Source organism: Pirellulales bacterium (genome assembly GCA_035533075.1).
In the GTDB taxonomy this organism is placed as follows: Bacteria; Planctomycetota; Planctomycetia; order Pirellulales; family JAICIG01; genus DASSFG01.
In genome coordinates this window covers 1-20,293 of the sequence record DATLUO010000250.1, presented here as the reverse complement: position 1 = coordinate 20,293, position 20,293 = coordinate 1, and the positions used below count along the sequence as shown (strand labels likewise).

Below are 20,293 nucleotides of genomic sequence, written 5' to 3'. Positions count from 1 at the left end.
TTGACGACGAGACGGATTGGAGGATGGCCTTCCCAGGCCGTCTCGTCGGCAAGGTCAGCGTTGGACGGTCCCGGAACGGCACGGAGTCCGTTCCCTACGCGCGGACCCGGAACGGCACGGAGTCCGTTCCCTACAGATGGCGCGGTAACCGCTTGCCGCGGCTCGAGGGAAAAATTGCCCAGGGTTTGATCGCCCAGGTCGAGCATCGTGGCGGCCAGGGCGGCCAAGCAGCAGAGCGCGGGCGGCAGCCGTCTCGGCAAGGTACACAGGACGGCCGCCGCGACCACGATCGTCGCCGCCGAAGCGGCGAGCTCCCAGAGAACGTGCCGCTGCGCGTAGTCGACGTAGCCGCTCCACTCGTAGCGCTGGTAGACGGCCACGCCGCCGAAGGCGATCAAGGCCGAGATCGCGCACCCGGCGAGGGCCAGCCGCCAAGCAGCCGGAATGCCGCCCTTGGGACGTAAAGCTTCGCCGAACCCGGTACGCAGGCGCCGTACACAAACCCGAAGCGCCAGCGAGGAACGCGAAAAGGCGGCAAAACCTCGCTTGCGCTTCGGGTTAGTGTGAAAACGGGAACGGGTTCGGCGAAGCTTTACGTTGGTAAAACGTTCGGCCCACACGTCCAGGCCGCGCGCGGCCAATACCGCGATGAGCGGCGTCAGCACCGAAAAGATCCTGCCCGGACAGCGAAACAACGTGAGGCCCGGTATCGAGCGGCCCATCAGCCCGAAGGCTGGCGTGTTGTTGCCCAGCGCGATCGTCAAGCCGAACAGCACCAGCGTCGCGGCGCCCCATTGCCAGCGCGCGCAAGAACGGCGCGTCAGGCCGTAGACTGCCAACAAGAGCGGCAGGACGCCCAGGTAGCCGATGCGCTCGTGAACGAAATCGACCTCGTCAAAGCGTTTGAGTCCGCAGAGAGGATTGCCCATCGCGTTGGGAACCAAGAGCCGCGCGAAGTCGATGGCGTTGAGGGCGTGCTGCGAGGCGTATTCCGACCTGCCCCGTTCGGATTGCGATAGTCCGTCGAGCGTCAATTCCAACGAAGGCAGAAGCTGCACCGCGCCGAGCAGGCAGCCGCACGCCAAGGCCGCCGCGCCCCAGGCGATCACCCTCATGCGAAACGCGGCGGCAGAGCCGTAGGGTGGGACAAGCGAGCTTGCGAGCGCCGGCCCACCATTGTAAAAGGCAGAAGGCAGAAGGATGAAGGCGGAAGAAGATTTCTGCCTTCTTCCTTTCTCACGGTGGGCCGGCGCTTGCTCCGCAAGCTTGTCCCACCCTACGAGCGGCGACGATCGTTGTCCGCAAAAAACCAGCGATCCGGCGGCCCACAGGAAGCCAAACAGCAGAGTGTAATACAGAATCTGCGGCTGGCCCGAGACGGCCATGCAGCCGATTGTGAGGGCCAAGAAGGCGGCGTTGCGGGGCGTCGGCGTGGCCAGCAGGCGATTAAGGCTCACCAAGAACCAAGGCGCCAGCGCGTATTCGTCGACGATGATGACGTGCCCTTCCATCAGGTGCATCACGGGGAAGGCGCCCCAGGTAGCGACCACGCCCGCCAGCGAGCCGCCCCAGCGGCTTATCGACAAATCACGCGCCAGCCAGTACGTGCCCGCGAAGGCCAGAGCCAAGTGGACGAAGAGCGAGACCTTGATTCCGTGATTCGCCCCGAGCAGGAGCACGAGAGGAGTGAGAATCGGCTGGCAAAGCGAGGCCTGCTGGCCGGCGTGCAACGGCGTGCCGCAGCCCAGGTAAGGAATCCAGAGCGGAAAGCGGCCGCTCAAGAATTCCTGGCGGGCGAACTCGCGGATGGGCAGTTGAAACGAGCCGTAGTCGCAGAAGATGCTGTCGGTGATGACGCGATCGTCCGGGAGCAGCAGCGGCGTGAAGGGCGCCAGGCAGATCGTGGCGACGACGGCGGGAAGCAGCCAGGCGCGCTGCGGTCGCCTTTCGCGGGTCATCGGCACGGGAGCCGCCGCTTGCCCGACCTCTCCGCGCCGCGTGTGAAACAGGCCCGCAGCCATCGCTCTTCCTCCACCGCCCGTAGATGACGATCTTGCCGTCAAGCTACCCGGCGGCGGGCGCGGAGTCAAAACAGAGAACGGGGCGCCGGGCGAGCAGCACGTCAGCGGCATCACGACAGTGGCCCCGGTGGAATTTTGGGCCGCGCCGTTTCGTATTATTCGTATTACTGGAGGAGGAAAAGAGAGTGGTTAGTGGTCAGTGGTTAGTGGTCAATGGTCAGTGGTCAGTGGTTAGTGGTTAGCGGTCAGAGGTTGGCGGTTGGTTGGGAGAGTGTCAGTCGTGCCTAAGAATTGAGCAGTGGCGTCGGGCGGCTGTCGCGACCCGCGCGCCGCGCACGGTGTAGGTAAATTTGCCTACACCGGCGAAACACGGCGTTTTTGCCCATCGGTTAACCTGACGGGAGGGTTTTTGGGCGGCTGCGCAAACGATGTGCATGGCGGTCGTCTGGGTGCATGTTATTTGAGCAATTCTTTTGTCCGCGCTGGCGAAGCGGCGCGCCGGCGTTCGTCGAGCTGCGGTGTGAGTCGAAAAGATTCGGTCCCAAGCCAGCGGCGCGGTAGAATACCGGGAGCCACATGCATGGACGCCTGCGACCGATCCAACCCAAGCCAGCCGCGCGGTAGAACAAGGGAAACGATGGCAAAGGCCGACGAGTTTTTTCGCGCGGGAGTGGATAATTCGGGCCTGCAAAAGCGTATTGCCTTATAGCGGGAGAAACGAACGCGGTCCGGTTCCAAGCCAGTCAGGAGGTAGAACGACAGATAAACGACAGAAAGATTACCAGACAGAAAAATGAGCGATGGCGACCGCCAATCCAAAATCCAAAATCGCTCCTCCCCCCCAGATTTACCGGTGCGGCCACGGTTTCGAAGGCCGAATTGGCATTGCCGCAACCTGTGTAGCGCAATGGCTTTAGGGCATGGATTCTCCGGAGACGATTTTGGTTTTTGACAAGGGCGATCGTTTTTCCGCAAGGGTAATTCGCCGACGGCAAGGCGGCCGGACCGCCCGCCTCGGCTGCTGAGAACACATCGCCTGGCGATGAGCACGAGGGCGGCGCTCCGACGCCGGCCCATTCGTGATGAGTTGGGTAGCGCGACGCTCAAGCGTCGCCGCGGGTCTTTGACAACTTACTGATGACTCCGGGCGCGAAGCCGGCAAACGACCGGCGAAGGGAAACCGAGCGGGCTTAAAAGCTTTTATAAGCCAACGTTGATGCGTTCGCGCGTGGCTGTAAAGGCATGTCCGAATTGGTGTTACCGCCGGGCCATGACGCTGAATCCTTTTATTTTTCACAAGTGTTTTAGATCGCGATGATCTTCGCTTGGCTTGCCGGCGGGACGGGGAACAGCCGATCAACTGTCAGAATCTGACAGTTGGCCCATTGGTGGGGTTAGCTCCGCGATCTCGACGAGCCTCACTTTTGCGAACTTAAATCTACGGTCACCGTCACGGGCATGCCTTGCCGCAACATGCCGTCGTCGTTGTCGACGATCACGCGCAGGCGGTAAACCAGATCGGTCCGCAGCTCGCGGGTTTCCACGGTCTTGGGCGTGAACTCCGCCGTCGGCGAGATGAAGCCGATGTGCCCGTGATAGGGCTTGTCGGGGCGGCTGTCCGTGCGAACTTCCGCCGTCAGGTCGGGGCGAATTCGGCCCAAGTCGCGCTCGTTGACGTAGGTGCGCACCCAGACGGGCGAAGTGAGCGTGAGGGTGAAAATCGCTTCGCCCGGCGAGACGATGGCGCCGCGCTCCTGGGCGCGGGTCAGAATTGTGCCCGACGCCGGGGCGATCAGCTCGGCGTCGGCCAGGCGGCGCTCGGCCTGGCTGACGCTCGCTTCTTCACCGGCGAGCTGGGCACGGGCGGCGTCGATGTCTTCCTGCCGCGGCCCCAACTCGGCCAGCCGCAAGGTCTCTTGGGCCGACTTCAACCTGGCCTCGGCCTCGGTGAGGCTGGCTTTCGTGTTGTCGAACTCCGTCCGCGAGACGCTGCCGCGGTCGACCAGCGCCTTCTCGCGGTTGTAAAGGAGCTGGGCGTTGTCCATGGCCGCTTTTTGCTCGGCCACCGCGGCCGCCGCCTGGGCGATCTCTTCGGGACGAGAACCATGTTCCAACCGCGCCAGCGTCGCCTGCTGCGTGTCTCGCCGGGCACGGGCCAGCCGCAGCTCGTCGTCGAAGTACCGCTTGTCGAGCGTGGCCAGCACCTGGCCGGCCGTGACGGTGTCGCCCTCATCGACCGCGAGCGACTCGATGCGCCCGTCGACCTTGAACGACAGGATCACCTGCCGCACGTCGATGTTGCCTTCCAGCGCGAGGCGATTGGGGTCGGGCGGCGGCTGGCGAAATTGATAGTACCAGGCGCCCGCGGCACCCGCCCCGGCCAGGATCAGCAGCAACAGGGTTCGCGGCCAAATTCGACGCCGCCGGCGACGCGGCGCAGGCCGCGGGTTGTCGGGGCGCGGGGCGGCGCGGGGTTGCTGTCCGTCGGACTTGGCGGCATCGGCGTTCTCGGCGGGCGCGCCGGGCGGACCTGCGGCAGTGGGTTTCATCGGCCGTTTAATCCGGAATCAAGTTGCGAATTGGCCGCGCCGGCGATTCTGCGGATGCGGCTGGCTGTTCGTAGCACACCGGCCGGCCAAAATCGGGCGACTCGCCAACCTCGTCGAGCAACTGCCGCAACAGGGGCGATGCGAAATAAAGCCGGATGAGCGTGTCGGCATGCCGCGATTGCACGAGCGCGCCCGTCTCCCACCGCGACACCGACTCTTCGGCAAACCGCAGCTTGCCGGCAAATTCTTGTTTGCTTAGCCCCAGCGTCTTGCGTCCTTCTCGAATTTCCTCGGGTTGCAACAGGCCGAGCGTCGCGCGGAAGGCTTTGCCGATCTGGTCGCCTGCCTCATTGTTGTAGAGTTGCTCCCCGCAGTTGCTGCACGCAAAGACGACAACACCCGGCGCCTCCACATCGTACGCACGGCCTTCATATTTCTTTGTCGTCTTGTAGGTGATGGTCGCCGGATTCACGGTCTCCCGGCCGCAACGCGGGCAGAGCCAGGGAAACGGTTCTGGAGGTCGCTTGGAAGCGATCATCGCGGCACTGCTCATTACTTTCCCCACATTACTTAAAGTGTTTGCCTGGAGGGTGGATGTGGACGATCAAAACCTTCGGCCAGTCTCGCTTACGCTCGTCGAAACGGGTCTCGACGTAGAAAGCTTTCCCGGCAATAGGAAGAATCACGTCGTAATGAAACTTCCACTCGTCCTTCCACGGATCGCGGTCTTCGTTCTTTCGGTGGACTTCTCCACCGCTTGCGGCGTGCTCGTACAACAGCTCGCTAACGAATTGCGGCGAATAGTCGGGGAGAAACTCGTCCAGTTTGCGCAGATCGTCTTTTTCCCAAACGACGATATTCACGAACGGCCAGTCCGCCAATACAGCGACATAGCGGTCCCGTTCCTCGCCTGTAATAACCGTCATGCTGGCTCCTTGGCTTTTGACCATAGCCGAGCCAACCATCCAATTCTAGGTCGGCCAATAGATTTAAGTCAATCGCGCCCGGCGTCAGTTGACGTACGTCGGTCTTATTCCGCCGTTGCGCGTTCCAGATCGAGCGAGACGAACTTCAAAAGTTCGTCATCGTTTAGCTCCGTCAAGGCCGTCTCGCCGCCTTCGCTGAGCACCTGGTCGGCGAGCTGCTGCTTGTCGCGCAGCATGGCGTCGATGCGCTCTTCGACGGTGCCGCGGCAGACGAACTTGTGAACGAGCACGTTCTTCTTTTGCCCGATGCGAAACGCGCGGTCGGTGGCCTGATTTTCCACGGCCGGGTTCCACCAGCGGTCGAAATGCACCACGTGCGAGGCCGCCGTCAGGTTCAAGCCTGTGCCGCCGGCCTTTACCGAAACGACGAAGAACGGCGGCCCGTCGTCTTGCTGAAAGGCCCGCACCAACTCCTTGCGCTTACCGACCGGCACGCCGCCATGCAGCACCAGGCCGGAGCGGCCAAACAGCTCGGCCAGATACGCGGCCAGCGGCACGGTGAGCGTCTGAAACTGCGTGAACACCAGCACGCGTTCCTGCCGCTCACGGATCGGCTCGCAGATCTGCGCCAGCCGCTCGAACTTGCCGCTCTCGGCCGGGCGAAAATCCGTCTCGGCCAAATACTGTGAGGGATGATTGCAAATCTGCTTGAGCTGCATCAACGTCGACAACACCAGCCCGCGGCGGGCCATGCCGTCGGCTGATTTCAGCCGCTTGGCCAGCTCGCCCACGGTCCGCTCATAGAGCACCGCCTGCTTCTTCGCCAGCCCGCACTCCGCCCTCATCTCGGTCTTTTCCGGCAAGTCGGGCACGATCGCCGGGTCGGTCTTCATCCGCCGCAGAATGTAGGGCCGCACCAGCCGCCGCAGCCCGGCGAAGGCCTGGCTGTCTTGCCGCTTGTTGAGCCGCTTGATGAACTGCTTGAACTGCGTGGCCGAGCCGAGCAGGCCGGGACAACAAAAGTCGAAGATCGACCACAGGTCGCCCAAGTGGTTCTCGACCGGCGTGCCCGTGAGCACGATGCGGCCGGCGGCCCGGAGTTGCTTGACCGCGCGGGTCTGGGCCGACGAAGCGTTCTTGATGGCCTGCGCTTCGTCGAGTACGACAAGCTGCCACTGCGACTCTCGCAGCCAATCCAGCCGCGAAACGAGGCCGTAGGTGGTGACGGCGACGTCGTAGCCGGCCAATTCGGCGGCCGAATCCTTTGCCACGCGTGCCAAGGTCTCCGCGTCGCATTCCGAACGATGCACATAGAAGGCCCGTAGCGTGGGGGCGAAGCGTTCGAGTTCCTGCTTCCAATTGCCGACCAGCGAAGCCGGCACGACGAGCAGGCTGGGCCGAACTTGTGGTGCAGGCGTCCCGCCTGCTTTTTCGGAGCGGGCGGGACGCCCGCACCACAAATCAACTGCCTCGCGTTTACGTTGCAACAGCAGATCGATCACCTGCACCGTCTTGCCCAGACCCATGTCGTCGGCCAGGCACGAGCCGAGGCCGAGCCGGGTCATGAACCACAGCCAGCGGACGCCCTCGGCCTGATAGGGTCGCAAGTTGGCCCGCAGGTCGCGGCCGGGCTGGCACTGCGTGACGCGGTTCGGATCGCGCATGGTGGCCAGCGCCTCGCGCAGCCAGTCGCCGGCCGTCACGTGGCTCCAGTCGGCCGTGGCCAGCTCGCCGTTGCCGTCTCCCTCGAGCGAGGCGCCGGCCAGCAACCGCATGCCACGCAAAAAGTCGATGCCGTCGGCGTATTGCCCCTCCAGCTCGCGCCAATGATCGAGGGCTTCGCGCAGCTTGTCTTGATCGACTTCGACCCACTTGCCGCGCAGCAGAATCAACCCCTCGCTGGCGGCCAGAAGCTGCTGGCGCTCTTCCTCGGTGAGCGGCTCGCCGTCGAGGGCCAGCTCGGCTGAAAAGTCGAGCAGGCTGTCCATATCGAGCCGGTCGACCGCCTGCTGTCCGATTCGCACCCGCACCTCGGGCCGCGGCGGCTGCCGCGCGTTCCACCAGTCGGGCACGCGCACCACCAGGCCGCTCTCTTCCATCCGCGGCACGTCGCTCAGAAAACGATGCGCCTGCCCGATCGACCAGGCTTGCGGCTGAAACAACGCCCGATTGTCGAGCAGCTCGCGCACCAGCGCGCTCGATTGCGCGGCCTGCCGCACCGGCTCCAACAATGCGGTCAGGCGGTCTTGATTCTTTTCGCCGGCGTACTGCTTGAGCGCCTCGGCCAGCGGCAGGTGCTTGAGTTTGGCCCCGGCCGACACGCGGTTCGCGTAGGTGGCCAAAAAGGCGAACGGGCGGGCCGGATCGCGTTTGTTTTCCGCCAGGTGAAACGTGACGCGGCCGAGCAACTGCCAGACCGGATTGACCGACCGCAAAAACGCCTGCGGTCCACCCTCAAACTCCGTGGCCCGGGCCAGCACCAGCTCGGTCAGCTCGTGCCACAGCGTCCTCAGCACATCGCGCGTCACGTACTCCAATCCGCGCATCGGTGGTGCGGCTGCCAGCCACTCATCGATCTGCGTCTCGTCGGGTGGGGCGATGGCCGCATCATGCTTGCCGGCGGCGCGTTTCCAGGCCTCGTCGCTCAGGCCACACAGCGCGTGAAAGAACTTCGCGGCGAAGTCGCGCCAAAACACGAGCGACGCCGGAAGCTGCTCGGCCAGTGCCCGCGAGGCGAGTTGAAACAGTCCTTCGGCCGACGAACCGGCGAAGGCTTGCCGAATTTCCTCGGCGGTTTGGGCGGCCAGTTTGTGTTCGACTTCTTCGTCGCTTTCGGCCAGCAATCGCCCGGCCGGTGTGACGGCAATCCGTAATGTCATACCCGCCGAAGATACCGCGGCAGAGCGAGGTCGAAAAGGGGCGGCTGCGAATGGGTCGCGTCAGGGACCGGCGTCGAGCCGGTCGATCTCGGTAAGTGGTATCACTGAGGCTGCTGGTTTGTCGGCTGGCGACTATAACGAGTTACCATGAGTGGAGCTGACGCGGGAGGGCCAGACGCATTTCCTAGTGGGCCACTTGAATTCGGCCAAAACTTCCCAAAGAAGGTCAGGAGGCATATTGACTAGATTCGCCATCGAGGCGGAACCAAAGAGGAAATCCTGTCGCCGGGGAGGAGTGGCATCGAACGAGTCAAAGAGATCGTTTCGCGAACGGTGGCGGCAGGAGAACGACCTTCGCGGGTGAACCGGCGATAGCGTTCGACGATGGCGCGGTGACCTACATTATTCGTCCTGATGGGCGCTTTTGGACTGTGCTCTCAAACCCATGATTGAAAAAAATCGACAACATGAGGTTTGGTCGGCTCCTGAATGGCACCCAGATTTTGGCGACGCGAAGGCGCGATTTGGTAGTCCGTCAGTCTAATCAACAGAATCGTCTGGAGACGCCTGACGAGCGGCCAGTCTTTTCTCCCAGTCGGTTCCGTAGCCGCGCCCGTTACCGTGGACTCGATAGAACAGCACCGGTAGGTTGCGGCTCGCGACTATGGCCTGGCGCAGCACCAGTAAGACGTTCGAGGTCTCGCATGTAGCGACAGAAAGCACCGACCACCGGCTTGGTTCTCTGCCGGAATCGTCTGGCGTCAACTCAAGTACCGTATCCGCCTCTTGAAACTCCCATCGGCCGGAATCCAGCAGCACGTAATCCGGATTCCGGCGCACGGAGCGCTTATAACGCCCATCAACCGGAAAATCGAACAGGAAATCGGGACGCAGCTCGTTTCGTCGTTTGCGCACCGCGCAAGCTTGCCGAGCGCTACGGGTTCACTGTGACGGCCTTTGGTCGCCGGGCCAGCTTTTTCCTCTCCGGCAATGCCGCAGGAGCCGCGACGGCTTTCGACTCGGGTGGCCCACTGCGCTTGGCTCCGGCCACGGCCGGCTTCTTGGCCGACCGGGACTTCTTCGCGGCGGGCTTCTCGATGACCAGGACCGGCGATTGTTCCTCGACGGCTTTTTTCTTGCCGGCCGGCTTTGCCTTGGTTGCGGGGCGCGTTGTCGAAGTGGCACGGCGGCCGCGCTTGGCTTTTGTCTCGCTGGCGGCCCCGGTATCAAGCTCGATGCCGAACATGGCGCCCAGGTCTTCGCCGGCCAACGCATCGCCCGAGCCGCTGAGGGCGCTTTCGAGGTTCCCGTCCGACACGGCCTCGCTCACCAACTCGGCGTGGTCGACGCCGCGCAGCAAGAAGAGAAGCTGCGGCTCCTGGTCGAGCCGCGCGCCGACGCCGTAGAGCACCGCCGCCGCATGCTTGCAGAGCACCGCCCAATCCGGGCAACTGCACGACATCTTGATTTCCTTGGGCTGCGGAAACAGCCCGCGTTCGGGATCGGTCAGCCGCCGCATCACGCCGTCGGAAAAACGTCCGGCCAACAGGTCGAGCAGCGAATCGATCGACTCGGAGCATTCGCTTTTGAGCTGCTTCCAGTGGGCCGGCTCGAGACCGGTGATCTCCACTTTCACTGTGTAAATCTCGGAACCGCTGACCAGCGCGTCGATATGTCCGCGGGCGATATCGAGATCGATCACCGAGCCGTTGCGCACGTAAGTTCGTCCGCGCGGCAAGCGGTTCTCGAAGTCGCTATGGTTCTCCAGGCTGTCGCACCAGGCTTCGCCCCAGAACGTGCGGGCGATCTTGCGGCCGTCGATGGTGATGGGCTGCAACTCGCGGCCGCGCTTTTTGGAAAGCTGCTTGGCGGCGCGGGCGGCATTGGCCCGACGCCGGGCCACCGGCACGTAAGGTTTCCATCCGTAGTACATTTCAGACTCCTTTCGTCAAAAGGCCACGGCAAGCCGTCGGCAATGGTCGGTGCGCCCGCTTTGTACTTCCATCAACGTAATTCCTCCTCGCCCGGCCGCCAAGAGCAGCCGCAGGGGAGAGACGGAGCAAGGGAGGGAAGGCGGGACGGAGGGAAGGCGGGACGGGGGGAAGGCGGGACGGGGGGACGGAGAGACTCAGAGGCATTGCGGATTGCGAAGTCAATCGCCGATCGCTCCTTCTCTTCGTCTCTCCTTCTCTTCGTCTCTCCCTCGCTCCGTCTCTCCCTCGCTGCCGCCTACGCCGGCTCCTTCGTGCCGGGAATCGCTTTGCCGTGCGGGTCGCGGCCGGGTTGATGCAACTCGCTGGCAAGCTGCTCTTGCAGCGCGGGACCGATGTAGTGCTCCACGCGCTCGGCCGATTCGTGCAAGTGGTCGAGCGGCAATTCGAAGTTCTCGCCGAGAAAGGCTTCCCACAAGCGGTGCGAACGCACCAGCGATTCGGCGGCTTGCCGCCCGGCCGAAGTCAGCCGCACGCGGCCTTCGGGCAGCCGCTCCACCGCACCGCGCCACCAGAGCAGCGGCACGGCCAGCCGGGCCAGCCAGCCGCCCCCGCCCGCTACCACGCAACGACGCCACGAGACTCCGGCACGGACTTCGTCGGCTTCGTCCGCGCGGTAGAGCATGGCAATGACGTCTTCGTACACAATGCGCATGGCCAGGGCCAGGCGGTGCAGCGCCCGGCTTGCCAGGCCGTGCCGCGGCGCGAAACAGAGCGCCGCCGTGAATTCCGCTCCCGCGACCATCGCCATCATCGGCGCCATGCCGGTGTCGAAACGCAGATCGCCCCAGTAGCCCACGACGGCCGACGAAACGGCGACCACGGCCGCCCAGGCCATCATGCCGGCCAGACGATCGGAGAGGAGGTGCCCGGTGGCGGCGGGCACGATCAGCATCGCGATCACCAGCACCGACCCGACCGCGTAGAACCCGGCCACGATCGCCAGCGCCACCACCGCCATCAGCAAGTAGTGGACGAGCGTCGCACTATAGCCCATCGACGTGGCCAGCCGCGGATCGAACGAGACCAGTTTCAGCTCTTTCCACAGCAGGCCGATGAACAGCATGGTGAGCGCCAGCACGCCGGCCAGCGAAAACAGCGCCCGCGGCACCTGATAGCCGAACACCGGCCGAGTATCGAGCGAAACCGCGTCGATCAGTCCGTAGAGCACGCAATCGACGTCGAGATCGACGCGCGACCCGACCTTGACCAGCATCACCACTCCCAGGGCAAACAGCGACGTGAACACCACGCCCATGCTGGCGTCTTCGGCCACCTGGGCAAAGCCGTGCAGCAGTTGGATCAAGAACGTGGTGAGAAGGCCGACTGCCACGGCGGCGACGAAAATCCAGGCCGACGACGTGCTGCCGCTGATCCAAAACCCGACTACGACGCCCGGCAACACGGCGTGGCTGACGGCATCGCCGAGCAGGCTCAAGCGGCGCAGCAGCAGATAGCACCCCAACAGGGCGCACGCCAGGTTGGCCACGGCGGCCACGGTAATGGTCCAGAAGGCCTGGTTCATGTCGGTTTGTCAGTTATGCTCGCGTCGGCATAGCGGTGCAGGCGTTAGGCGATGGGCGTTGGGCGTTAGGTTTTCAAATAGTGCCCAACGCCTATTGCCTAACGCCTTGACCCCGGTGGGCCGGCGCTCGCAAGCTCGCTGGTCCCACCCTACGCGTTTTCCAATACTGCTAATACTTCACGCGGTAAAAGTTCGTCAATCTTCTCGATGTCGAGATCGCTGAAGAGCGAAACCGATTCGGGATACTCGGTGAGGAACAACCGCCACAGCCGATGCGCGCGGGCCACAGCGGCGGCGCGGCGCAGGCCGGACTCGGTCAGTTGCCACGACTCGCTGTCTTGCACGTCTAAGCGTCGAAGCAGTCCCTCCATCTCCGCCCGACGCAACAGCGTTCGTAAACGGCCCACGGGCAACGACGTTTGGATCAGCAGGCCTGCCGAGGTACACGACGACGCGTCGCGCTCGAAAGTGATGGCACCCATGGCGAGCAGCAGTTTCTGCTCGTCGATGCGCCGCCGCGAACGGTGCTCGGCGAGGGCTTTGGCGATCAGCCCGCGTCGCCGGGCGAAGAGCATCGACGACAGGAAAACGACCGCTCCAGCCAGGACGATGGTCGGCCCCGTCGGCAGACGGCTGCCCGTGGCGCTGACGAACGTGCCGGCGGTCCCGATGATGGCACCGAACAGCGCGGACAACACCAGCATGACGCCGAGCCGGTCCGTCCAGAACCGGGCGGCTGTGGCCGGCAGAATCAACAGCGCCGCGGTGAGCACCACGCCGGCCGCCGGCAAAGCGATAATCACGGTGACCGAAACCAGCAGCATGATCAGAAAATCGAGCAGCAGCGCGGGCCAGCCTTGCACGCGGGCAAACGCGGCGTCGAACGTCACCAGGCGAAATTCTTTGTACAGCAGGACCACCGCGACCATGCCGACCAGCGCCACCGCCGCGATCAGCTTGACGTCGGCCGCGATCATGCCGGCGGCCGAACCAAAGATGTAGTGGTCGATGCCGGCCCGGCTTCCGCCCACGGACTGCGTTTGGATGTATTTCAACAGCGCCAGGCCGCCGCCAAAGAACACGCTCAGCACGATGCCCAGCGCCGCGTCGTCTTTGATGCGCGTGAATCGCCGCAGGCCCGCCACGACGCCGATGCCCGCCACGCCCGACAGCAGTCCGCCCGCCAGCATCACCGGCAGGCTGCGGTCGCCCCAAAGAAGAAAACCGAGGCACAGACCGGGAAGCGCCGCGTGGGCCAGCGTGTCGCCGAGCAGCGCCCGTCGCCGCAGCAGTGCGAAGGTGCCGATCAGCCCGGATGCCGCGCCCAGCAAACTCGTGCCCGCCAGGACAATGGAGGTGTTGTAGGGAATCATACAGCTCCGGAGGCGAGTTAATGAGACTGAGGCAACGGTGCAAATCCGGGAAGGGTGTCGAAGAGAGCTTTGCCGCGCTCCCAGGCGTCAAACGGATCGAAATCGTTGGATAAGCCGCTCTTCTGGACCCAGTAGCGACCGTGGGCGAGCCAGTGACGGAACATCACGAGCTGCTTGAAATCGCCGATGATATCTGCCCTGCCAATGACGCTTTTCCAAACGTCGAGGATCGCTTCGATTCTGACCCATTCGTCGGCGCCTCGACGTTTGTAACGAGAGTGCCAGAGCTTGCGGAAGCGCCGGGACGCGGCGTCTTTTCCTTTCCTGGAAAGACGCGCTCGCAAGTCCGTTTGCAATGTCGCCTCGAATGCCGCGACCAACATCAGGACCACCGCGTGGTGCAACTCATCGCGAAGTTGGCCGATGGACGAATCGACTTCCGCCGGCGTCATAGAGCGGAAAGACGCGGTTAGTGTCGTGTCAATGACCTGACCGTCGACCAGCGCAGCCAGAACGTGGCGTTTTAATAAGTCGAGCGATTCGAGCGACTGTCGATAGTAATTGAGGATCAGGAAAGGCTGCGGCCAATACGAGGTAACGGTCATCTGGGACGGCCTTTTCTACATCATCAACTCATTCAGCGCCTGCCAGAACGAGTTTTCGTCCAAGTCGGCGAACGACCAAAACCCGTGATCGCCGGTCTGTTTCGCGACCTGCCACGTCGTGCGATCTTTCCGCACAAGGATGCGCAACTTCGGCATTGCATCAAGATCGACGCGCCCCATGCCGCCTACGACAAACCGTGCCTTCGGCTTGATGTTAAGCGCGAACCCGCGCGGCGTAACAATCTTCAACGCCGGCGCATCGTAGTTTCCTAATCCCTCCTCTCGAAGAGAAGCCGTGTACTCCTCGACTTGCAGCAGTTTTTCCTGTTCGGCCGCCTTTAACCATTGCCGAATTTGAGCCATTAATTCGGCGAGGGCGAGCAGCCATTCGCGACGAATCTCGTCGACGCCTTGTGCCGCAGCATCACCGAGTTCCTTTTCTCTCTTCAACAACTCGAGAACCGCTTCCTTTGCCGTCATGAGCATGCTCCCGAATCCGTTGGGACGCTCGGAACATCGAACGAGAAATCGAGCCCGTGGCGGGCCGAGCAACGACGCAGGAAGCTTACTCCCGGCAACCCCACCCATGGATCGATCATCACATCCGACACGACAAATGGTTTCGCAAACGCGGGCGGCTCGGTTGCGAAAACGCGCACTTCAACCCACCGGCCTTTGACACGGCAACGGTAGATGTTTCCCGCATCGAGATCGGCTTGTTCGAGTGCTTTTGCTAAGGGCACGGTCATGGTATTCGCATTGTATCAAAAGTGAAGTTGCGGAACCAACCGTAAAGCGTCCGTGCGTCCACGGCGAACAGGCGTTGTGGTTAGTAATCATACGCTGCGTTGTTGTTCGGCCAGCGCCTGGCCGGCGGCCTCCAGAATGCCGAGCCGACCGCCGTAGGTCTTGCGGAGATTTTCGGGCGTGAAGACTTTTTCCGTCGGGCCGCTGGCGACCAGCCGCATGTTGAGCAGGGCCACCTCATCAAAGTAGCCGGGCACGGTCCGCAGATCGTGATGCACGACGAGCACGGTTTTGCCGGCCTCGCGCAGCTCGCGCAGCAGCGAGAAAATGACGCGCTCGGTGGCGGCGTCGACGCCGGCCATCGGCTCGTCCATGAAATAAACGTCGGCCCGCTGCGCCAGCGCGCGTGCCAAGAAAGTCCGTTGCTGCTGGCCGCCGGAAAGTTGGCCGATCTGCCGCCGCGCCAGGTCGGCCAGTCCCACGTGCCGCAGACATTCCATGGCCCACTCACGCTCGGCCTTCCCCGGCCGCCGGAACCAACCCAGCCGGCCGTAGGTGCCCATCAGCACCACGTCGAGCACGCTCACCGGAAAGTCCCAATCGACGCTCTCGCGCTGCGGCACATAGCCGACGAGCTGCCGCTGGCTGGCGGCGGGCAAACCGAAAAGCGTCACGCGGCCGCTGGCGATCGGCACCAGTCCCAGCACGCCTTTGATGAGCGTACTCTTGCCGGCACCGTTGGGCCCGACGATGCCGACCAGGCTCGGCCGCTCGATCGTCAGGTCGACGTCCCACAGCACGGGCCGACGATGATAGGCCACCGTCATGTCATGGATTTCCAGCACGGGCGAAGTTGAATTCGCAGCCCGTGCCGGCGCCGCGCCGGGCAATTCGGCTAAAGCCGCTTCGCCTCGGGCCGGTGAAGTGTGCTCGGTAGCCTCATTCATTGCAAGGCCCGCCTGATGGTCTCGACATTGTGCCGCACCATACCCATGTATGTTCCTTCGGGCGTGCCCGGCTTGCCCATCGCGTCGGAAAAGAGTTGTCCGCCAATTTCGACGCGATGGCCACGGGCGGCGCACCCCTCGACGAGTGCCCGGATGTTTCGCTCGCTGACGCTCGTCTCGACGAACACGGCCTTGATCTTTCGCCGGCTGATGAGATCGACCAGGTCATTGATCTGGCTCACGCCGGCTTCGGCCTGTGTGCTGATGCCCTGAATTGCCTCGACCTCGATGTCATAGGCGCGGCCGAAGTAGTGGAAGGCGTCGTGTGCCGTGACGAGCGCGCGGCGCTCGGTGGGGATGGCGGCCATCTGCTCGCGGCACCAGGCGTCGAGCGAGGCAAGCTCATCGCGATAGACCGCGGCCTGCCGGCGATAGTCGGCTGCGTGAGGAGGATCATAGCCGGCCAGGGCCTGCTCGACCTGCGTCAAACATTCGGACCAGAGCGCCACATCGAACCAGACGTGTGGGTCGAACTGTTCGGGCCCGACTTTGAGCAGGCGATCGCGGTCGAGCAAGTCGGTCGCGGCAAACGTCGGCTTGCGATTTGCCAGCCGCGACAGCACGTCGCCCATGCGGCCTTCCAGGTGCAGGCCGGAATAAAAAACGGCGTCCGCCTCGCCCAATCGCGCGACATCGCCGGTCGACGCTTTGTAGAGATGCGGGTCGACGCCTTCACCCATCAGCGGCGTGACTTCGACAAACGAACCGCCCACGTGGCCGACCAGATCGGCGACCATGCCGGTCGTAACGACGACGCGGAGCGGATACTTGCCGCTAAAGTGCATGGCGGCCGTTGCCGTTTGGCCGACATTGGCGGCGCCGTCGGCCTGTTCGTGACAACCGGTCAGTGAAACCACCAGCACCAACAGGAGCGTGGAGCACGTCATCTCGCGCATCGCGCAGATATCTTTGTTCGCCGGCAGCATGGGACTTTGAAGCATCGAAAGAATTTTTGATCGCTCAAAATCATACATCAGAATCGTCGGATTGGTCAAGTCGGGCGCGTGGCAGTCCGGGAAACTTGAAGGTTCCACAAAAGCTACATCGGCGGCGGTTGATTTTCCGATACGGAAGACTGGCCCAGTCATGGGCGATGCTACGGTTGGCGGGTTATTAGCCACTTTGCTAGGAGAACTGACGTTGGCTACTTTACACGAGCGAACGGATTCGCATTCCGCCAAGGATGGCGAAGAACTTAACCAACAAATCGATTCCCGCGGCTGGGCCTGGTTCGGCGCGGGACTGGCCTTGGGGCTCGTTGTGGTCTACTTCGGTGCCACACGCCCCATCGCCGGTGAGCTGGCCCGACTCGAAGGCCAGGTCGCCACACTGGAACGAAACGTCGGCAAGCTGGTCGGCAAGCGGGGCGGCGTGGCCCAGACCAACGAGCTGCTCAGCGCGTTGGCCGAACAGGGCGAGCGGGCCGAGCTTGCCGAGAACGCCCTGAAAAAAATCGAAGCCCTGCAATCGCAGCTTATCGCTCAGCAGTCCGACACGCGGGAGGCCGAGCAATCGCTGGCGGGCCTTGCCGAGCTGGAGCAGAAGGCCCTCGCCGCCCAGCAAGAGACGGCCGACGTGCTCAAGGCCGTCGAGGCGCTCGACAGCTTGCAGCGGAAGATCGCGGCCCAACATCAGAACGTCGTGGCCGCGCGCAGCACGTTGGACGAAGTCGTGCGTCTGGGCGAAGTGGCCCGGAACGCGGCTTCGCAGGCCAGTAGTGCGCGCCGCGCGATCGACGCGCTGGCCGAGTTGAAGGCCGCGGCCCTGGCATCGGGTGATCGCGTGTCGCAAGCCAAGAAGGTGGCCGACTCATGGACGTCGATTCAGCAGCAGCTCGTGAGCGCGGCCCCCGAAATCGAACGGGCACACCAGGTGGCCGGCTCCTGGACGACAATCCAGCAGCAGCTTGTGAGTTCGGCCGCCGATGTCTCCGTGGCCGATCACGTCGCCCGCTCGTGGAAGTCGCTGCAAGACTACCTCGTGCTTTCGGCCCCCGAGGTCGATCAGGCGCGCGATGTGGGGCAGGGCCTGGCCGCACTCAAGGACGAGATCCTCTGCGGCAACGACGCGCAGCAAATCGAAGAGGCCAGCGCGGCTCTGAAGGAGTTGACCGCCATTCGCCTGCGGCTGGAGCGCGAGTCGCAACAGGTCGCTCCGGCAAAGGTCTCGCTCGACGGGCTGGTGACGCTGAAGGACCACCTGCTTGCCCGGACCGGCGACTTGGCCGATGCCGTGGAGACGCTGGAAACGCTGGGCGACCTGGAGCACCAGCTTGTCGACTCGGTGCAGTCGTTCGACCGCGTCCGCCACTGGCTGGTGGAGGTCATGCTGTTTGAGCCGGCCGTGGAACGGGCTGTCGGCGTGTTGAAGCCGCTCACGGACCTGAGCAATTTGCGTCGGCTGAGCCCGTCGGACCTGCGGCAAGCCGCCCGGAGCGTGGCCGATCAGCGTGCCTCGCGCGTCGCCGACAAGTCGGCCGCCGGCAACCACTGCCCATTGGATGACCGTTCGTCGTCGCCCGACGATTGCACGGATTAGGTGATAGGCGACGGGTTACAAGGGCGAGGGCATCGCGAAGGAACTCGGAGACGGAAGTCAGAACCGCCTGACTTCCGGCTCCGAAGTTCCTTCGCCCGCGCGCGGGTCTGAGCTGGGTTACGTCCTTGCGTAAGGTGGGGCCAGTGAGCTTGCGAGCGCCGGCCCACCATGAGCGACGTCGCTATCGGTGGGCCGGCGCTCGCAAGCTCGCTGGTCCCACCCTACTTTTTCGCCGCCGGGCCGTTCGGCTCGACCGGCAGCGTACTGAAGTAGCCGATCATCATCTCCTCCCAGGTCTGGTCGCCCCAACGCACGGGCTTCGTCGGGTCGGGGTTGGCCAGATTGTCGGCCGAGTTGTCGAAATGGGCGATGCACTCCAGCGTCGTGCCCTTCGGCAGCAGCTTCGGCTCGGCCAGCCGATAACGCAACTGCCAGTTGAAATCGTAGTGCGGAATGTCGAGCAGCACCTCCCGAGTGCCGTCGGGATACGCCGCTTCATAACGGAACGACTTGCCGCGCAAGTGCATGTGCGGCGTCATCGTCAGCAGCAGCGCGTCGTTGTCGAAGTGGTGGTGCGATCGGACCTCGAAGTTGTCGGCGCCGGGCGGAATCTGAAAGAAGCGGTTGCCCGCCATCCCGCCGCCGATGCGCCGCGTGACCGTGGCCGGGTCGGCGAACACCAGCCCCAGCGAGCTGCGGTCGAGCTGCTCCGAGCCGTTGGGCGTGTAGTGCATCTGAAAGATCACGCGCGAGCCGGCCGGCACGAACATCGCCGTGCCGTCGTCGAAGCATGTGGGCGGCATGCCCGGTGCATAACCGACCATTGCTCCCCGCACGCCGTCGCGCAGCTTCTCGCCGGGCGGCACGAAGAAGGCCACAATGTGGTGAACCACGCCGCGGTTATCCGGCCGGCACTCCGCCGCCTTGATCCATTTGTCTTCGGTGAAGCCCGGATCGACCGTGTAATACTGATAGGCCACCGTCCCCTCGGCCTGCACCTTGACCGGCTCTTCGCGAATGTAGACCGTCTGGTCGGGCTGCGGAATCTGCCAGCCCACCGTGAATTGCCGCGGTTCGGGCAACTGCGAGCGGTCGCCTTCCGGGCAACCGGCCGCCACCCACTCGTCGAGCAGCCGCTTCTCGTCGTCGGTCAGCCGGGCATCGTTGGAAAACTTGCCGTACTCAGGGCTGGCGAACCAGGGCGGCATTCGGCCCTGATGCACGACTTCCTGCATGGTCTCGGCCCAGCCGACAACCTCGGCATAGTCGGTAAGCGGAAAGGGCGCGATCTCGCCCTGGCGATGGCACTCGACGCAGTGCTGTTGGAGCAGCCGGGAGATTTGGTTCGAGTAGGTCGCCTCGCCCTGCGCCTGGCGCTTGGGTACCCGGCCGATGTGGCAGCCGACCGCGTCGGTCGCCGGCACGCTTACGGCGCTGGCCGAAAGCAATTCGTCGAGCGCCACCGCCAGGTCGCGCCGCGTCGGTTCGGGCCGCTGCTTGCCGACGAGATACTGATCGTCGATCCGGCCGCGGTAGCGGATGGTGCGGTCGCGGTCGAGCACGAAGACTTCCGGCGTCCGCTGCGCGCCGAACTGGTCGGCCACGACGTTGCCAGGGTCTTTGAGCACCGGGAACTCGATCTCATGAATCCGGGCGCAGGCGGCCAGCTCCGTCAGGGTGTCTTGACTGTTGGAGTCAACCCCCAAGAAGGCCACGCCGCGCGGGCCGAATTCGTCAGCCAGCTTTTTCAACCGCGGCGCATATTGTTTGGCCAGCGGACACTCGCAGCCGACAAACGCCACCACCACTAGCTGTCGGTCGTCAAAGTCGGACAAGGCGTGTAGCTTGCCGCGGAAGTCGCGCAGCGTGAATTCGTCGATCTTGCGGCCGACCGGAACGGCGGTTTCTGTGCTCAGCACATTTGCAGAGAACCCTGCCGTCGCCAGCAGGGCGAGTATCGCCTTTTTCATATTAGTAGGGTTCAGGGTTCAGGGTTCGGGGTTCGGGGTTCAGGCCGATTACGGTGGGCCAGCGCTCGCAAGCTCGCTTGCCCCACCTTACGCCGCTCGCCACTAACCACGAAAACCACTAACCACTACCGCCGCGGGCTACGCGGCAGATTGGGCAGCAAC

The 20,293-nt window shown here is 63.7% G+C and carries 16 protein-coding genes; 1 reads left to right on the top strand and 15 read right to left on the bottom strand.

Features of this window, described 5'->3' with window-relative positions; translation table 11 throughout:
• From VNH11_31210 to VNH11_31145, 14 genes are all read right to left on the bottom strand, one after another.
• Positions 1–2,021 (bottom strand): hypothetical protein (locus VNH11_31210; GenBank protein HVA50854.1); only part of this gene is annotated, 2,021 nt, incomplete at its 3' end.
• A gap of 1,418 nt (positions 2,022–3,439) precedes the next feature.
• On the bottom strand, positions 3,440–4,570 hold the full coding sequence (gene hlyD, locus VNH11_31205; GenBank protein HVA50853.1) for a secretion protein HlyD: 1,131 nt from the start codon (positions 4,568–4,570) through the stop codon (positions 3,440–3,442).
• Between the two features lie 7 nt (positions 4,571–4,577).
• Positions 4,578–5,108: a type II TA system antitoxin MqsA family protein gene (locus VNH11_31200; GenBank protein ID HVA50852.1), complete on the bottom strand. Its 531-nt coding sequence runs from the start codon at positions 5,106–5,108 to the stop codon at positions 4,578–4,580.
• Positions 5,109–5,136: 28 nt separating this feature from the next.
• Positions 5,137–5,496, bottom strand: coding sequence for a hypothetical protein (locus VNH11_31195; GenBank protein HVA50851.1), 360 nt, complete (start codon positions 5,494–5,496; stop codon positions 5,137–5,139).
• A 104-nt stretch (positions 5,497–5,600) separates the two neighbouring features.
• A complete protein-coding gene (locus tag VNH11_31190; GenBank protein ID HVA50850.1) occupies positions 5,601–8,375 on the bottom strand; it encodes a DEAD/DEAH box helicase in 2,775 nt (924 codons plus the stop codon).
• A gap of 540 nt (positions 8,376–8,915) precedes the next feature.
• Positions 8,916–9,290 (bottom strand): hypothetical protein, encoded by a 375-nt coding sequence (locus VNH11_31185; protein HVA50849.1) that lies wholly within the window; start codon positions 9,288–9,290, stop codon positions 8,916–8,918.
• Between the two features lie 19 nt (positions 9,291–9,309).
• Positions 9,310–10,308 carry an SWIM zinc finger family protein gene (locus VNH11_31180; protein HVA50848.1) on the bottom strand — a complete coding sequence of 333 codons (999 nt, stop codon included), beginning with the start codon at positions 10,306–10,308 and terminating at the stop codon, positions 9,310–9,312.
• Positions 10,309–10,604: 296 nt separating this feature from the next.
• Positions 10,605–11,891: a metal ABC transporter permease gene (locus tag VNH11_31175; protein HVA50847.1), complete on the bottom strand. Its 1,287-nt coding sequence runs from the start codon at positions 11,889–11,891 to the stop codon at positions 10,605–10,607.
• 149 nt (positions 11,892–12,040) lie between these two features.
• Positions 12,041–13,264 (bottom strand): iron chelate uptake ABC transporter family permease subunit, encoded by a 1,224-nt coding sequence (locus VNH11_31170; GenBank protein HVA50846.1) that lies wholly within the window; start codon positions 13,262–13,264, stop codon positions 12,041–12,043.
• A 17-nt stretch (positions 13,265–13,281) separates the two neighbouring features.
• Entirely contained in the window at positions 13,282–13,869 is a 588-nt protein-coding gene (locus tag VNH11_31165) for a hypothetical protein (protein ID HVA50845.1), read from the bottom strand.
• A gap of 15 nt (positions 13,870–13,884) precedes the next feature.
• Positions 13,885–14,349 carry a hypothetical protein gene (locus VNH11_31160; GenBank protein ID HVA50844.1) on the bottom strand — a complete coding sequence of 155 codons (465 nt, stop codon included), beginning with the start codon at positions 14,347–14,349 and terminating at the stop codon, positions 13,885–13,887.
• Positions 14,346–14,618, bottom strand: a complete 273-nt coding sequence (locus VNH11_31155; protein ID HVA50843.1) for a hypothetical protein — start codon at positions 14,616–14,618, stop codon at positions 14,346–14,348. The genes VNH11_31160 and VNH11_31155 overlap by 4 nt, the downstream gene beginning before the upstream one ends.
• Before the next feature lie 87 nt (positions 14,619–14,705).
• Positions 14,706–15,563: a metal ABC transporter ATP-binding protein gene (locus VNH11_31150; protein ID HVA50842.1), complete on the bottom strand. Its 858-nt coding sequence runs from the start codon at positions 15,561–15,563 to the stop codon at positions 14,706–14,708.
• Positions 15,560–16,564 carry a zinc ABC transporter substrate-binding protein gene (locus VNH11_31145; protein HVA50841.1) on the bottom strand — a complete coding sequence of 335 codons (1,005 nt, stop codon included), beginning with the start codon at positions 16,562–16,564 and terminating at the stop codon, positions 15,560–15,562. Before VNH11_31145 ends, VNH11_31150 begins: the two co-directional genes overlap by 4 nt.
• A gap of 199 nt (positions 16,565–16,763) precedes the next feature.
• Between VNH11_31145 and VNH11_31140 the strand changes: the two genes are divergently transcribed.
• Positions 16,764–18,161, top strand: coding sequence for a hypothetical protein (locus VNH11_31140; protein ID HVA50840.1), 1,398 nt, complete (start codon positions 16,764–16,766; stop codon positions 18,159–18,161).
• A 221-nt stretch (positions 18,162–18,382) separates the two neighbouring features.
• Here VNH11_31140 and VNH11_31135 read toward each other — a convergent pair whose 3' ends face one another.
• Positions 18,383–20,131: a redoxin domain-containing protein gene (locus VNH11_31135; protein HVA50839.1), complete on the bottom strand. Its 1,749-nt coding sequence runs from the start codon at positions 20,129–20,131 to the stop codon at positions 18,383–18,385.
• Positions 20,132–20,293: the final 162 nt, after the last annotated feature.

Coding starts and splice junctions, on each gene's coding strand:
- VNH11_31165 (HVA50845.1), bottom strand. CDS start 13,869: ATGACCGTTACCTCGTATTGGCCGCAGCCTTTCCTGATCCTCAATTAC.
- VNH11_31190 (HVA50850.1), bottom strand. CDS start 8,375: ATGACATTACGGATTGCCGTCACACCGGCCGGGCGATTGCTGGCCGAA.
- VNH11_31160 (HVA50844.1), bottom strand. CDS start 14,349: ATGACGGCAAAGGAAGCGGTTCTCGAGTTGTTGAAGAGAGAAAAGGAA.
- VNH11_31195 (HVA50851.1), bottom strand. CDS start 5,496: ATGACGGTTATTACAGGCGAGGAACGGGACCGCTATGTCGCTGTATTG.
- VNH11_31145 (HVA50841.1), bottom strand. CDS start 16,564: ATGCTTCAAAGTCCCATGCTGCCGGCGAACAAAGATATCTGCGCGATG.
- VNH11_31150 (HVA50842.1), bottom strand. CDS start 15,563: ATGAATGAGGCTACCGAGCACACTTCACCGGCCCGAGGCGAAGCGGCT.
- VNH11_31175 (HVA50847.1), bottom strand. CDS start 11,891: ATGAACCAGGCCTTCTGGACCATTACCGTGGCCGCCGTGGCCAACCTG.
- VNH11_31135 (HVA50839.1), bottom strand. CDS start 20,131: ATGAAAAAGGCGATACTCGCCCTGCTGGCGACGGCAGGGTTCTCTGCA.
- VNH11_31180 (HVA50848.1), bottom strand. CDS start 10,308: ATGTACTACGGATGGAAACCTTACGTGCCGGTGGCCCGGCGTCGGGCC.
- VNH11_31200 (HVA50852.1), bottom strand. CDS start 5,108: ATGATCGCTTCCAAGCGACCTCCAGAACCGTTTCCCTGGCTCTGCCCG.
- VNH11_31170 (HVA50846.1), bottom strand. CDS start 13,264: ATGATTCCCTACAACACCTCCATTGTCCTGGCGGGCACGAGTTTGCTG.
- VNH11_31155 (HVA50843.1), bottom strand. CDS start 14,618: ATGACCGTGCCCTTAGCAAAAGCACTCGAACAAGCCGATCTCGATGCG.
- hlyD (HVA50853.1), bottom strand. CDS start 4,570: ATGAAACCCACTGCCGCAGGTCCGCCCGGCGCGCCCGCCGAGAACGCC.